The sequence below is a fragment of the Streptomyces sp. NPDC048461 genome, assembly GCF_055587105.1.
Genome location: NZ_JBVJGW010000005.1, coordinates 380741 through 393375, shown reverse-complemented (window position 1 = coordinate 393375; position 12635 = coordinate 380741). Strand labels below are relative to the sequence as shown.

The 12635-nt window shown below is 73.0% G+C and carries 12 protein-coding genes; 7 read left to right on the top strand and 5 right to left on the bottom strand.

The window, feature by feature from the left end; genetic code table 11:
• Window positions 1-3 precede the first annotated feature (3 nt).
• Window positions 4-933, bottom strand: coding sequence for an ABC transporter ATP-binding protein (locus tag ACZ6S8_RS12370; protein WP_469454864.1), 930 nt, complete (start codon window positions 931-933; stop codon window positions 4-6).
• A 101-nt stretch (window positions 934-1034) separates the two neighbouring features.
• On the opposite strand from ACZ6S8_RS12370, the gene ACZ6S8_RS12365 reads away from it, so the two are divergent.
• Window positions 1035-1805, top strand: coding sequence for a TetR/AcrR family transcriptional regulator (locus ACZ6S8_RS12365; RefSeq protein ID WP_469454862.1), 771 nt, complete (start codon window positions 1035-1037; stop codon window positions 1803-1805).
• Here ACZ6S8_RS12365 and ACZ6S8_RS12360 read toward each other — a convergent pair.
• Both ACZ6S8_RS12360 and ACZ6S8_RS12355 read right to left on the bottom strand, forming a co-directional pair.
• Complete coding sequence (locus ACZ6S8_RS12360) at window positions 1777-1962, bottom strand: DUF397 domain-containing protein (RefSeq protein WP_469454860.1); 186 nt, start codon at window positions 1960-1962, stop codon at window positions 1777-1779. The genes ACZ6S8_RS12365 and ACZ6S8_RS12360 overlap by 29 nt on opposite strands.
• The gene (locus ACZ6S8_RS12355; RefSeq protein ID WP_469454858.1) at window positions 1959-2783 is read right to left on the bottom strand and encodes a helix-turn-helix domain-containing protein; all 825 of its coding nucleotides are present in this window, start codon (window positions 2781-2783) and stop codon (window positions 1959-1961) included. Before ACZ6S8_RS12355 ends, ACZ6S8_RS12360 begins: the two co-directional genes overlap by 4 nt.
• Before the next feature lie 377 nt (window positions 2784-3160).
• Here ACZ6S8_RS12355 and ACZ6S8_RS12350 point away from each other — a divergent pair, with 377 nt between their 5' ends.
• The 5 genes from ACZ6S8_RS12350 to ACZ6S8_RS12330 all read left to right on the top strand — a co-directional run bounded on the left by ACZ6S8_RS12350 (window position 3161) and on the right by ACZ6S8_RS12330 (window position 7781).
• Window positions 3161-3472: a response regulator transcription factor gene (locus ACZ6S8_RS12350; RefSeq protein ID WP_469454856.1), complete on the top strand. Its 312-nt coding sequence runs from the start codon at window positions 3161-3163 to the stop codon at window positions 3470-3472.
• 409 nt (window positions 3473-3881) lie between these two features.
• Window positions 3882-4196 carry a hypothetical protein gene (locus ACZ6S8_RS12345; RefSeq protein ID WP_469454855.1) on the top strand — a complete coding sequence of 105 codons (315 nt, stop codon included), beginning with the start codon at window positions 3882-3884 and terminating at the stop codon, window positions 4194-4196.
• A gap of 8 nt (window positions 4197-4204) precedes the next feature.
• Window positions 4205-5806 carry a peptidoglycan-binding domain-containing protein gene (locus tag ACZ6S8_RS12340; protein WP_469454853.1) on the top strand — a complete coding sequence of 534 codons (1602 nt, stop codon included), beginning with the start codon at window positions 4205-4207 and terminating at the stop codon, window positions 5804-5806.
• A complete protein-coding gene (locus ACZ6S8_RS12335) occupies window positions 5803-6519 on the top strand; it encodes an ABC transporter ATP-binding protein (protein WP_469454851.1) in 717 nt (238 codons plus the stop codon). Before ACZ6S8_RS12340 ends, ACZ6S8_RS12335 begins: the two co-directional genes overlap by 4 nt.
• A complete protein-coding gene (locus ACZ6S8_RS12330; RefSeq protein WP_469454849.1) occupies window positions 6516-7781 on the top strand; it encodes an ABC transporter permease in 1266 nt (421 codons plus the stop codon). Before ACZ6S8_RS12335 ends, ACZ6S8_RS12330 begins: the two co-directional genes overlap by 4 nt.
• 92 nt (window positions 7782-7873) lie before the next feature.
• Here ACZ6S8_RS12330 and ACZ6S8_RS12325 read toward each other — a convergent pair whose 3' ends face one another.
• Together ACZ6S8_RS12325 and argS are read right to left on the bottom strand one after the other, a co-directional pair.
• Complete coding sequence (locus tag ACZ6S8_RS12325; protein ID WP_469454935.1) at window positions 7874-8671, bottom strand: VOC family protein; 798 nt, start codon at window positions 8669-8671, stop codon at window positions 7874-7876.
• A gap of 149 nt (window positions 8672-8820) precedes the next feature.
• The gene (gene argS, locus ACZ6S8_RS12320) at window positions 8821-10590 is read right to left on the bottom strand and encodes an arginine--tRNA ligase (RefSeq protein WP_469454933.1); all 1770 of its coding nucleotides are present in this window, start codon (window positions 10588-10590) and stop codon (window positions 8821-8823) included.
• Window positions 10591-10767: 177 nt separating this feature from the next.
• Here argS and lysS point away from each other — a divergent pair, with 177 nt between their 5' ends.
• Window positions 10768-12498, top strand: coding sequence for a lysine--tRNA ligase (lysS, locus tag ACZ6S8_RS12315; protein WP_469454847.1), 1731 nt, complete (start codon window positions 10768-10770; stop codon window positions 12496-12498).
• The last annotated feature ends 137 nt before the right edge of the window (window positions 12499-12635 follow it).

Here is a 12635-nt window from a genome sequence, read left to right as displayed (position 1 = left end):
AGGTCACGGAGCGGCTCCCGTCAGGGTGAGGAACACGTCGTCGAGGGTGGCGCTGCGGACCGTGAAGCGGTCGACGCCGGTGCGGTCGGGGTCGAGTTCGTCGAGCAGGGACCGTACGTGGGCGGCGCTGCCGTCGGTGGGCAGGCCGAGGGTGAGCTCGTCGGGGGCCAGGTGGACGGCGCGCCCGGCCAGGGCCTCGTAGGCGGTGCGGCTCGTCAGGGTGAGGTCGAGGCGGTGGCCCGCGACGCGGGACTTGAGCGCGGCCGGGGTGCCCTCGGCGGCGATGCGCCCGGCGGCCAGGACGGCGACGCGGTCGGCGAGCTGGTCGGCCTCCTCCAGGTACTGGGTGGTGAGCAGCACGGTGGTGCCCTCGGCGCGCAGTTCCCGTACGAGGTCCCAGAGGTCCTGGCGGCTGCGCGGGTCGAGTCCGGCGGTCGGCTCGTCCAGGAAGATCACCTCGGGCCGGGAGACGAGGCCGGCGGCGAGGTCCAGGCGCCGGCGCATGCCGCCCGAGTACGTCTTGGCCGTGCGGTCGGCGGCCCCGGCGAGCCCGAAGCGGTCGAGGAGCTCGTCGGCCCGGCTCCGGGCGGCGCGGGGGGAGAGCCCGCGGAGCCGGGCCGTCATGCGGAGCATCTCGGCGCCGGTCTGGAGGTCGTCGACGGCGGCGGACTGCCCGGTGAGGCTGATGGCGCGGCGGACGAGGCGCCGCTCGGCGGCGGTGTCGTGGCCGGCGACGCGCGCGGTGCCCGAGTCGGGGGCGGTGAGGGTGGCCAGGATGCGGACGGTGGTGGTCTTCCCGGCGCCGTTGGGGCCGAGCAGGGCCAGGACGCTGCCGCGCGGGACGGCGAGGTCGATGCCGTCGAGGACGCGCAGGGCGCCGTACGACTTGACGAGTCCGGAGGCCTGGATACCGAGGTCGTTCGTGGTCGTCACGGACCACGCTCCCTTCTGCGTATGGGTTACGCGCTTCTGTGTAAGTAATACACAGAACTAGGATGTGGGTCAATCGACCACTGGCGGAGGGAGGGACGGCGATGACGGACGCGCAGGGCGGCACCGGACTCCCGGCGAGCCTGGAAATGGCCTGGGGCCTGCGAGAACGCCCGGGCAAGGGCCCGCGCCCCACGCTCACGCTCCCCCGGATCGTGGACGCGGCCGTGGCGCTGGCCGCCGCGGAGGGCGTGGACGCCGTCTCCATGGGCCGGGTCGCCAAGGAACTCGGCGTCTCGACGATGTCCCTCTACCGGTACGTCACGGCGAAGGAAGAGCTGTACATCCTGATGGCGGACGTCGGGGTCGGCGTCCCGCCGCCGGTCCCCCCGGAGGTGCGGGACGGGGGCTGGCGGGAACTGCTGTCGCACTGGGCGTTCGCGCAGCGGGCGGTCCTGATGGCCAACTCCTGGATCGTGCGCATCCCGCTCACCGGCGCACCGGTCAGCCCGAACCAGCTCGCCTGGATGGAACGCGGGCTCGCGGCGCTGGCCGGCACGGGCCTGGACGAGGGCGAGAAGATCTCGACGATCATCCTGGTCGGCGGCCTCGTGCGGAACGAGGCGGTCATGGCCGCCGACATGATGGAGGCCATCGTGAAGTCCGGGGTCTCACCGGCCCTGGCGATGGACCGGTACGTGCGCACGCTGCGGCTGATGACCGGCCCGGACACCCATCCCGCCGTGACGCGGCTGCTGGACTCCGACGCGTTCACGGGCTCCGGCGAACCGGACTTCCAGTTCCGCTACGGCCTGGACCGCATCCTGGACGGGCTGGCGGGCCGGATCACCGGTTTCCCGCCGTCCACTCCGTGAGGGCCGCCCACGCGGCGGGGTCCAGGTCCAGGATGGGCCCGCCGCTCACCTTGCTGTCCCGGACGTGGACGGTCTCCGCGCGGCGGGCCACCTCGACGCAGTTTCCGCCTTCGCTGCCGCTGTAGCTTGACTTGAACCACGTGAGTTCGGTGCTCATCGATCTCCTAGCAGCCGCTTCAACAGGTCCCTGGTTTCCTCAGGGTTGAGGGCCTGAGTCCGCAGCATCCCATATTTCTGAGAGAGGATGCTGACCTCGTCAAGGTGGGAAACCACCAGGCTGCCGCGCTGCGTTTCGAGGTACGCGATGTGCTGATGGTCCGGGGTCTCCAGCAGTACGAACGGGCCGTCCAGCGCCGGGTGGGAGTGGAGGCCGAGCGGGACGGCCTGGATGGCCACCCCGGGGAGCTCTGAGCAGTCCAGGAGGTGGCGGAGCTGGCCCGCGTGCACCTCCTCGCCGCCCAGGGCGTACCGAAGGACCGGTTCCCAGATGACGAAGCTGGCCTGGACCGGCTGCTTGCGGCGCAGAATGCCCTGGCGGGCGATGCGGGCGGCCGTGTGGGCCTGGATCTCCTCCTCGGCGAAGATCGGAACGCGGCTGCGGAAGGCCGCTTCGGCGTAGGCGCCCGTCTGGAGCAGGCCCGGGACGACCTGGTTCTCGTACGAGGAGAACGCCGTGGCCGTCCGCTCCATCTCCAGCAGCGGCTCGGCCCAGGGTGGAATCGTGTCCACGTCCGGCATCTCGTGGGCCGCCACCGCCAGGAGGCCTGGGAGGCCCAGGTGGCGGTCCATCAGTTCCGCGACGTTCGGCATCAGGGCGCGGCGGCCCTGCTCGATCGAGGCGATGGTCTCGGCGTCCAGGCGGACGAGTTCGCCGAGCTGTTTCTGGGTCAGGTTCTTGGCGGTGCGGGCGGCGGCCAGCTGCGCGCCGACCATCTTCATGGTCGTCGCGTTCGGCCGTGTGCGCTTCCTCGGTGGCATGACTGCGAACTCCCCACCCCTGTACGTGCATGACGCCGCGCGGACCCGTACTCATCGAGGAGTACGGGTCGGTGCCCGGCGCCACGCTAGTCACTGCGCGCGACCGTCGCTCCGTGAATCTCCACATTCGGGCGGCCCACCTGCGCGAGCGGCTCTCCCTGCTCCCGCCCCGAAGCGGTGCAGCTGAGCGCCGGTTCACACGTGACACCTTGCGCGCCTGGGGGGTGGAAGGCCGTCGCGACGGCGCGTTGCTCTGCGTGAGCGATCCGGGGGAATAGGAGGAACTGGGGCCTTTACCCGTCAGTAGTGGGGAAAACGACCAATAGAGCGCATCGTCACTCGACGGATAGGATTCATCCCGATATGAAAGGGGGGATATGCGCGGTTACTGCCCCTGCTGCGAACTCGGTGAAGCGGGCGAATCACATCGGCGGGACGAAGCGCCCGGGTGGCTCCATCGAGGTTTCCCCCGGATATCGGATCTCACGGAACGCGAGCTCCAGACGTTCGGGGCAATGGCCTGCGGCCCCTCGAACGAAGAGCTGTCGAAAGCGCTCGGAATGACCGTTCGCACCGCGAAGTTCCACCTGGAGAACATCCGCGGAAAGCTGGGGGGACTGTCCCGGGTCCAGGTGTGCCTGCTCGCCGTGCACCACCGGATCGCCCGTTGTGCCGCGGGGCACGTCTGAGGTCGGGGTGCCGCGTGCGCCGGGCGGTCGGGACGGCCCGGTCCATTCCGGCCGGACCGTGACCGGAACGGGTTCGGGGGCCCGGGAACGGCTCGCAACTGTCCCTGAGTACGGGGCGATTGATTCTTCGTTGACCTAGGGTGTCGCTGATACACGCCGCCTTAGGAGGCCTGCTGTGCCATCTCGACGGGCCCGATCCGCGGCCGTCCCCGCCGCGCTCTCCCTGGCCTTTCTGCTGTCCGGGTGTTCCGGGGCGGAAAGGGCGGGGGCGCCGTCCGTCCCGGTGTCCGGTGCGGCTCTCGGTACGGCCTCGGCCTCGGTTTCCGTTCCGCGATCCACCCGGTCCAAAGGTGTGGTGGACCCCGGGCAGGCCGACTTCTTCCGGTGCCTTGAGGAAAAGGGGCTGCCGATGAAGGAAACCGATTCCGGGATTCCGGTGGTGGATTCGGACCGTGCGGATCCGGTCAGGGTCAAGGAGGCCGAGGACGCCTGCGCAAGCCGCCGCTCGCTGCCTCCGGTGTCCGCCGAACAGATGGCCGAGGCGCGGGAGTTCACCGCCTGCATGCGGGCGAACGGCGTGGCCCGGTTCCCCGACCCCGATCCCCTGACCGCCCGGCACGACCTGGAGGAGCTGGACCCGAAGAGCTCGCCCGAGGGGTTCGCGGCCCTGAAGAAGTGCGGGGGTACGGGCGGGCCCGTGACCGACGGGCAGGCCGGCGGATGACCGGGGACGTGGCGACCGCAGGGTCCGTGGAGGCGGTCGAGGTGCCGGTCGAAGTGTCGGTCGAGGGGGCCGGAGGGTCCGCGGGCATGTCCCGGCGCCGGGCCTGGGTGGGGGCCGTGGCGGTGGGTGCGGTACTGCTCTCCGGGGCCGGCGTCGCGGCCTCGCAGGTGATCAAGTCCCCGGCGCAGACCGCGGCCGAGGCCGGGCCGCCGCCCCTGGACGTCCTCGTCGCCCGCGTGGAGAAGCGCGTCCTGCGGGACACCGTCATCGTGCGCGGCACGGTCGCCTCGGCCCAGGCGGTCCAGGTCACCCCGGCGGTCGCCGGCGGGGAGGGCGCCGCCGCCCCCGTGGTCACCAAGGTCGCCGTGCGCCAGGGCGACCGGGTCGACGCGGGCAGGATGCTCCTGGAGGTGTCCGGGCGCCCGGTCTTCGCGCTGCCCGGCGCCCTGCCGGTGTACCGGGACCTCAAGCCCGGGGCCACCGGCGACGACGTGAAGCAGCTCCAGAAGGCCCTGTCCGGCCTCGGCCACGGCTCGGGTTCCGACCGGGCGGGCACCTTCGGCGCCGGTACGAAGGCGGCGCTGAGCTCCTTCTACCGCTCGATCGGCTACGACCCGCTGCCCGCCGTGGCCGACCGCGGCGAGGCGGTCAGGTCCGCGGAGGACGCGGTCACCTCCGGCGAGCGCGCCCTGGAGGACGCCCGGTCCCCCGCCACCGCGGTCGGTACGGCCGCCCCCGCGGCCCCCGGTGCCGCGCCGACCGGCCCGGGCGCGAAGGGCTCCGGCACGGCCAAGGGCTCCGGCCCGGACGCCGCCCGGGCGGTGAACCGCGCCGCGCAGGACCTGCGCAAGGCCCGCGAACGCCTCGCCGAGGCCCGCGCGGCGGCCGGGCCGATGCTGCCGGCCGGCGAGGTCGTCTTCCTGGAGTCGTTCCCCGCACGGGCCGACTCGGTCGCCGTGCGCCCCGGATCCCCCGTCAGCGGCGCCGCGCTGTCGCTGTCCGCGGGGGCGCTGGTCGTGCGCGGGCAGCTCCAGGACCACCAGAAGGGCCTGGTCCGGCCCGGCCAGAAGGTCGAGATCCTCTCCGAGGTCAGCGGGCTCACCGCGGCGGCCGAAGTGCTGTCGGTCGCGGACGCCCCGCAGTCCGCCCAGCCCGCCGCGCCGAACGGCGGGTCGGGCGGCGGCCAGGGGCAGGACCGGCAGGCCCCCGCCCCGGGCGGGCCCGCCGGGTACGAGATGCTCGTACGCCCGCTCGCGCCGCTGGACACCCAGCTCGTCGGCCAGGACGTACGGCTCACCGTGGAGGCCGCGGCGACCGACGGCGACGCGCTCGTCGTCCCCGTGTCCGCGGTGTCCGCCGGAGCCGACGGCCGCACCACCGTCACGGTGGTGGACGCCACGGGCGTCCAGCGCCGGGTCGAGGTCCGGCCCGGCACCACCGGCGACGGCTACGTGGAGGTCCGGCCCACCGGAGAGGGGATCCTCACCGACGGGGACTCGGTGGTCACCGGCGTCGACCCGCGTGCCGGGGGCCGGCAGAACGGCAAGCAGAACGGCGGCAAGGACAAGGGCACGGGCACGGGCGCGGTCAAGGGCGGCGGCGGGGCATGAGTACGGCCGCACTCCCCTTCCCCACTCAACTCCCGCCGCCCGTCATCGAGTTCCGGCAGGCGGGCCTGACCTACCCGGGGCCGCCGCCGGTCGCTGCCTTCGCACCCTGCGACCTCACCATCCAGCGCGGCGAGTTCGTCACCGTCGTCGGCCCCTCGGGCTCCGGCAAGTCGACCTTCCTCAACATCGCCGGCCTGCTCGACGCGCCCACCGAGGGCCGCTACCTCCTCGACGGCATCGACACCGGCTCGCTCGGCGACCACGACCGGACGGCCCTGCGCGGCCGCCGCATCGGATTCGTCTTCCAGTCCTTCCACCTCCTGCCCCACCGCCCGGCCCTGGAGAACGTCGCCCTCGCCATGCTGTACAACGGCGTGCCCCGCAGGGAACGCCCCGCCCGCGCCCGCGAGGCGCTCGTACGCGTCGGGCTCGGGCACCGCCTCGGCGCGGTCCCCTCCCGGCTGTCGGGCGGCGAACGCCAACGGGTGGCCATCGCCCGCGCACTGGTCGCCCGGCCGTCCCTGCTGCTGTGCGACGAACCCACCGGAAACCTGGACTCGGCCAACGCCGCCACCGTCCTGGCCCTGCTGGACGAACTCCACGCCGACGGGATGACCGTGCTCGTCATCACCCACGACCAGGAGGTCGCCGCGCACGGCGGCCGGACCGTCGCGATCCGCGACGGCGTACTGCGCGAACAGGCACCCGCATGAGGTGGCGCCGGACCCGTACGGCCGCCCGGGCCGAGCCGCCCGTACGGGTCGAGCCCTCCCGCCTCGCCGTCCGCGACACCCTCTCCGAGTCCCTCGCGGGGATCCTCCAGCGCCCGGCCCGCTCGGCGCTGACCGCCCTCGGGACGGTGCTCGGCGTCGGCACCTTCGTCGCCGTCCTCGGCCTGACCGCCACGACCTCGTCCCAGATCGACAGCCGCTTCGACCTGCTCACCGCGACCGAGGTGACCGTCGAGGACGTCGCCCGCGAGCAGAACCCCTTCGCCGGCCCCGGCTTCCCGGCGGACGCCGACCTCCGCGTCGAACGCCTGGGCGGGGTCCGGCACGCGGGCGTGTTCCACACCGTCCGCCTCGACCCGGCCACGGACGCCGTACGCGCCGCACCCGTCGGCGGCGCCGCGGGCGGGGGCGAGCGCACGGACGTCGTCGCGGCCTCGCCGGGCGCGCTGCGCGCCGCCGTCCCCCGGCTGGCGCAGGGGCGCCTGTACGACGCGTACCACTCCGGGAACCGGCAGCGCGTGGCCGTCCTCGGCTCGGGCGCTGCCGCCCGGCTCGGCATCACCACCCTGGAGACCCGGCCGGCCGTCTTCATCGGCGCCGAGCCGTTCACCGTGATCGGGATCATCGAGGACGTGGAGCGCAAGGCCGAGCTGCTGCTGTCGGTCGTGGTGCCCCGGACGACCGCGGAGGAGATCTGGGGAGCGCCCGAGGGCGGCACGACCATGCTCGTCGCGACGGAGGTCGGCGCCGCCCGGCAGGTCGCCCGGCTCGCCCCGACCGCGCTGCGGCCCGACCACCCCGAGTACCTCAAGGCCGTACCGCCGCCCGACCCGCGCACCCTGCGCTCCGGCGTCACCTCCGACCTGGAGCAGCTCTTCCTGGTCCTGGCCGGGATCTGCCTGGTCATCGGCGCCGTCGGCATCGCGAACACCACGCTGGTCGCGGTCCTGGAGCGGACGGGCGAGATCGGGCTGCGGCGGGCGCTGGGGGCGCGGGGGCGCCACATCACCACCCAGTTCCTCGCGGAATCGGGGGCCCTGGGGGCGCTCGGCGGGCTCGTCGGCACGTCCCTGGGCACGCTCACCGTCGTGGGCGTCGCCGTGGTCCGCGACTGGACCCCCGTCGTGCACCCCGCGACCGTCGCGGCCGCACCGCTGCTGGGCCTGGTCACGGGACTCCTGGCGGGGCTGTACCCCGCCTGGCGCGCCGCCCGCATCCAGCCGGCGGAGGCCCTGCGGCGCTGAGGACCGTACGCGTACGGCGACGGCCGCAGGCGTACGGCGACGGCCGTGACGCCCCGGCCCCGGCGGGTGCGCCGCCGGGGCCGTACCCGTCGTCAGGCGGGCTGCTGACCGGCGTTCGCCGTGATGACCGCGAAGGGCGCGCCCTGCGGGTCGGCCAGGACGGCCATGCGGCCCGCCACCATGTCGAAGGCGGGGGCGAGGACGCCGGCGCCGGCGCGGGTGGCCGCGGCCTGGATGCCGTCCACGTCGTCCACGTGGAAGTACGGCAGCCAGTTCGGCGGCGTGCCGGGCGGGAGCTTGCCCAGGTCCATCATCCCGGCCACCGCGCGGCCGCCGACCTGGAACTCCGTGTAGTCCGAGGCGCCCACCATCGTGGAGGCGGCGGTGCCGATGGGCAGGACGGCGGAGTAGAACGCCGCGGCGGCGCCGGTGTCGCCGGTGGACAGTTCGTTCCAGGTGAGGGCGCCGTGCTCGTTGACGATGCCCGCGCCGTCGAAGCTGCCGGGCTCCCACAGGCCGAAGACGGCGCCGGTGGGGTCGGCGGCGACGGCCATCCGCCCGAGGTCCATCACGTCCATCGGGCCGGCCAGGACCCGGCCCCCGGCGTCGGTGGCGGCCCGGACGGTGGAGTCGAGGCCGTCGGTGGACAGGTACGTGGTCCACACGGTCGGCGGCAGCGGGTCCGGGACGGAGCCGTCGGGGTTCATCGCCTTCATGATCCCGGCGACGGGCTTGCCCTTGAGGGTGCAGACGGCGTAGCCGCCCTGTTCGGGCGGGCCGATCTCGCCCTGCCAGCCGAAGAGGTCGCAGTAGAAGTCGATGGCGGCCTGCTGGTCGGGGACCATCAGGTCGATCCAGCACGGGGTGCCGGGCTTGTAGGGGCCGTTCATGTCGGCCACGGGGCTCTCCCATCGGGGGTGGGGGTCGGACGGCCCGTCCCCTACCCGGGCCCCGTGACCCGAACCGGCCCGTCCGGGTGAACGAACGGCCCCGGCAGCAGCTGCCGGGGCCGTTCGTTCCGCGCTGGTCGTGCGGGGTGTCAGAGCTTCTCGGGAGTGCGGATGCCGAGGAGCGACATGCCCTTGGAGAGGGTGCGCGCCGTCAGGTCGCACAGGAACAGGCGGTTCTCGCCGACGACGAGCTCCGGCTCCGGCTTGATGACCGGGCACTCGGTGTAGAACGTCGTGAACAGCGAGGACAGCTGGTAGAGGTACGCGGCCACCTTGTGCGGCGCGTAGTCGGCGGCGGCCTCGGCGAGGAGCTCGCCGAACTGGTCCAGGTGCAGGCCCAGCGCCCGCTCGGACGGGGCCAGTTCCAGCTCCGGGTGGGCGGCCGGGGAACGGTCGCCGGCCTTGCGCAGGATGGACCGGATGCGGGCGTACGCGTACTGGAGGTAGACGGAGGTGTCGCCGTTCAGCGAGACCATCTGGTCCAGGTCGAACTTGTAGTCGCGGGCGGCGGACGTCGACAGGTCGGCGTACTTCACCGCGCCGATGCCCACGTACCGGCCGTTCTCGACGATCTCGTCCTCGGTCAGGCCGACCTTCTCGGCCTTCTCGCGCACGACGGCCGTCGCCCGCTCGACGGCCTCGTCGAGCAGGTCCACCAGCCGTACCGTCTCGCCCTCACGGGTCTTGAACGGCTTGCCGTCCTTGCCGAGGACCGTGCCGAAGGCCAGCTGGACGGCCTTGACCTCGTCGTTCAGCCAGCCGGCGCGGCGGGCGGTCTCGAAGACCATCCTGAAGTGGAGGGACTGGCGGGCGTCGACGACGTACAGGAGCGTGGTGGCGTTCAGGCCGCCGACGCGGTCGCGGATCGCGGAGAGGTCGGTCGCGGCGTAGCCGAAGCCGCCGTCGGACTTCTGGACGATCAGCGGCGTCGGGTTGCCGTCCGGGCCCTTGACGTCGTCGAAGAACACGCAGAGCGCGCCGTTGGAACGGACGGCGACGCCCGACTCCTCCAGCAGCTTGCAGGTCTCCACGAGCATGTCGTTGTAGCCGGACTCGCCGACCACGTCGGGGTCCTGGATGTCCATGTCCAGCTTGTGGAAGACGGAGTAGAAGTAGATCTTCGACTCGTCGACGAACCGCTGCCACAGCGCGAGGGTCTGCGGCTCGCCGGCCTGGAGGTCGACCACGCGGGCACGGGCGCGCGTCTTGAACTCCTCGTCGGAGTCGAAGAGGACGCGCGAGGCCTTGTAGAGGCGGTTCAGGTTGGACATGGCCTCCTCGCCGGAGACCTCCGCGTCCGACTCGTGGTCCAGCTCGTGCGGGTGCTCCAGCAGGTACTGGATGAGCATGCCGAACTGGGTGCCCCAGTCGCCGATGTGGTGGCGGCGGACCACCTTCTCGCCCGTGAACTCCAGGATCTCCACCATCGCGGCGCCGATCACGGCGGAGCGCAGGTGGCCGACGTGCATCTCCTTCGCGACGTTCGGCTGGGCGTAGTCGATCACCGTGGTGCCCGCGTCCTCGGCGAGCGGGACGCCGAGGCGGTCGTCGAGGGCCCGCGCGGCGAGGGTCTCGACGATGGCCCGGTCGGTGATCGTGATGTTGAGGAAGCCGGGGCCGGAGACCTCGATCTCCTTGATCAGGTCACCGGTGGGAAGGGCCTCGACCACGGTCGTCGCGAGCTCGCGCGGGTTGGCCTTGGCCTTCTTCGCGAGCGCCAGGATGCCGTTGGCCTGGAAGTCGGCCCGGTCGCTTCGTCGCAGCAGCGGATCGGCGGCACCGGCCTCCGGCAGGGCGGAGGCGAGGGCGTCGGCGACGCGCTGGTTGACGGAGGAAGCGAGGGAAGGGACCGAGGCCATGAGCTGCCGTTCCTGTGAGGTGGTGCCGGTGGGTGCACTTGGGTGTTCCGACAAGTGCCGAGTATCCCACGCGGCCGCTGCCGGTTCTTCTGGATATGGGGGCGGGGAGCAACCCCGGAGCGGCCCGATCCGTCTGGGAGAATGGCTGAAGCCAGCATTCGAGTAGAAGGACGTGTCGTGGCTCAGAGCAGCACCGAGACCGACTGGGTCTCCCGTTTCGCGGACGAGGTCATCGCCGAGGCGGAGCGCCGAGCACCCGGCAAACCTGTCGTCGTCGCGTCCGGAATCTCGCCCTCCGGTCCGATCCACCTGGGCAACCTGCGCGAGGTCATGACCCCGCACCTGGTCGCGGACGAGATCCGCCGCCGGGGCATCGAGGTCAGGCACCTGATCTCCTGGGACGACTACGACCGCTACCGCAAGGTGCCCCAGGGCATCCCGGGCGTGGACGAGGCCACCTACGGCCAGTACATCGGCCGCCCGCTGACCTCCGTCCCCGCCCCGGCCGGATCGCCGTACGCCAGCTGGGCCGAGCACTTCAAGGCCGCCCTGATCGGCGCCCTCGACGAGCTGGGCGTCGTGTACGACCCGATCAGCCAGACCGAGCAGTACACCTCCGGCGCGTACCGCGAGCAGGTGCTGCACGCGATGAAGCACCGCGGCGACATCGACGCCGTCCTCGACCAGTACCGCACCAAGCAGAAGCCGGGCGGCAAGAAGCCCCAGCAGAAGCAGGCCGACGAGGCCGAGCTGGAGGCCGCCGAGGGCTCCGGCGCGGCCGCCGAGGACGACGGCAGCACCGGCGAGGGCGGGTACTTCCCGTACAAGCCGTACTGCGGCGAGTGCGGCAAGGACTTCACCAAGGTCACCTCGTACGACGACGAGACGACCGAGATGACCTACGTCTGCGCCGAGGACGCCTTCACCGAGACGGTCAAGCTCAGCGAGTTCGACCGCGGCAAGCTCGTCTGGAAGGTCGACTGGCCGATGCGCTGGGCCCGCGAGGGCGTGGTCTTCGAGCCGTCCGGCGTCGACCACTCCTCGCCCGGCTCGTCCTTCCAGGTCGGCGGCCAGATCGTGCACATCTTCGGCGGCGAGCAGCCGATCGGACCGATGTACGCGTTCGTCGGCATCAGCGGCATGGCGAAGATGTCCTCCAGCAAGGGCGGGGTCCCCACCCCGGCCGACGCGCTGCAGATCATGGAGCCGCAGCTGCTGCGCTGGCTGTACGCGCGCCGCCGCCCGAACCAGTCGTTCAAGATCGCCTTCGACCAGGAGATCCAGCGGCTGTACGACGAGTGGGACAAGCTGGAGGCCAAGGTCGCCGACGGCACCGTCCTGCCCGCCGACGCCGCCGCGCACACCCGGGCCGTGCGCACCGCGACCGCGGAGCTCCCGCGGACCCCGCGGCCGCTGCCGTACCGGACCCTCGCCTCCGTCGTCGACGTCACCGCCGGGCACGACGAGCAGACCCTGCGCATCCTCACCGACCTGGACCCGACGCAGCCGCTGACCTCCCTCGACGAGGTACGGCCGCGCCTGGACCGCGCCGAGAACTGGATCACCACCCAGGTCCCGGCCGACCAGCGGACCCTCGTGCGCGAGGAGCCCGACGCGGAGCTGCTGTCGTCGCTGGACGACGAGGGCCGCGAGTCGCTGCGGCTGCTGCTGGAGGGACTCGACTCGCACTGGTCCCTCGACGGTCTCAGCACGCTCGTCTACGGCGTGCCGAAGGTCATGGCCGGGCTGGAGCCCGACGCCAAGCCGACCCCGGAGCTCAAGGTCGCGCAGCGGACCTTCTTCGCCCTGCTCTACCGGCTCCTCGTGACCCGCGAGACCGGGCCGCGCCTGCCCACGCTGCTGCTGGCGGTGGGCGCCGACCGGGTGCGCAAGCTGCTCGCGGTCTGACGGGGCCGCGGGGGGGGGGGGGGGGGGGGGGGGGGGGGGGGGGCGGGGGGGGGCGGGGGGGCGGGGCGCGGGGGGGGGGGGGGGGGGGGGGGGCCGCCGCCGCGCGGCGGGGGGGGGGGGGGGGGCGGCGCGGGGGC

Excerpts from the sequence above, each read along its gene's own strand:
- ACZ6S8_RS12355 (WP_469454858.1), bottom strand. The coding sequence starts at position 2,783 with ATGCCACCGAGGAAGCGCACACGGCCGAACGCGACGACCATGAAGATG.
- ACZ6S8_RS12350 (WP_469454856.1), top strand. The coding sequence starts at position 3,161 with ATGCGCGGTTACTGCCCCTGCTGCGAACTCGGTGAAGCGGGCGAATCA.
- ACZ6S8_RS12330 (WP_469454849.1), top strand. The coding sequence starts at position 6,516 with ATGAGGTGGCGCCGGACCCGTACGGCCGCCCGGGCCGAGCCGCCCGTA.
- ACZ6S8_RS12345 (WP_469454855.1), top strand. The coding sequence starts at position 3,882 with ATGAAGGAAACCGATTCCGGGATTCCGGTGGTGGATTCGGACCGTGCG.
- argS (WP_469454933.1), bottom strand. The coding sequence starts at position 10,590 with ATGGCCTCGGTCCCTTCCCTCGCTTCCTCCGTCAACCAGCGCGTCGCC.
- ACZ6S8_RS12325 (WP_469454935.1), bottom strand. The coding sequence starts at position 8,671 with ATGAACGGCCCCTACAAGCCCGGCACCCCGTGCTGGATCGACCTGATG.
- ACZ6S8_RS12360 (WP_469454860.1), bottom strand. The coding sequence starts at position 1,962 with ATGAGCACCGAACTCACGTGGTTCAAGTCAAGCTACAGCGGCAGCGAA.
- ACZ6S8_RS12335 (WP_469454851.1), top strand. The coding sequence starts at position 5,803 with ATGAGTACGGCCGCACTCCCCTTCCCCACTCAACTCCCGCCGCCCGTC.
- ACZ6S8_RS12365 (WP_469454862.1), top strand. The coding sequence starts at position 1,035 with ATGACGGACGCGCAGGGCGGCACCGGACTCCCGGCGAGCCTGGAAATG.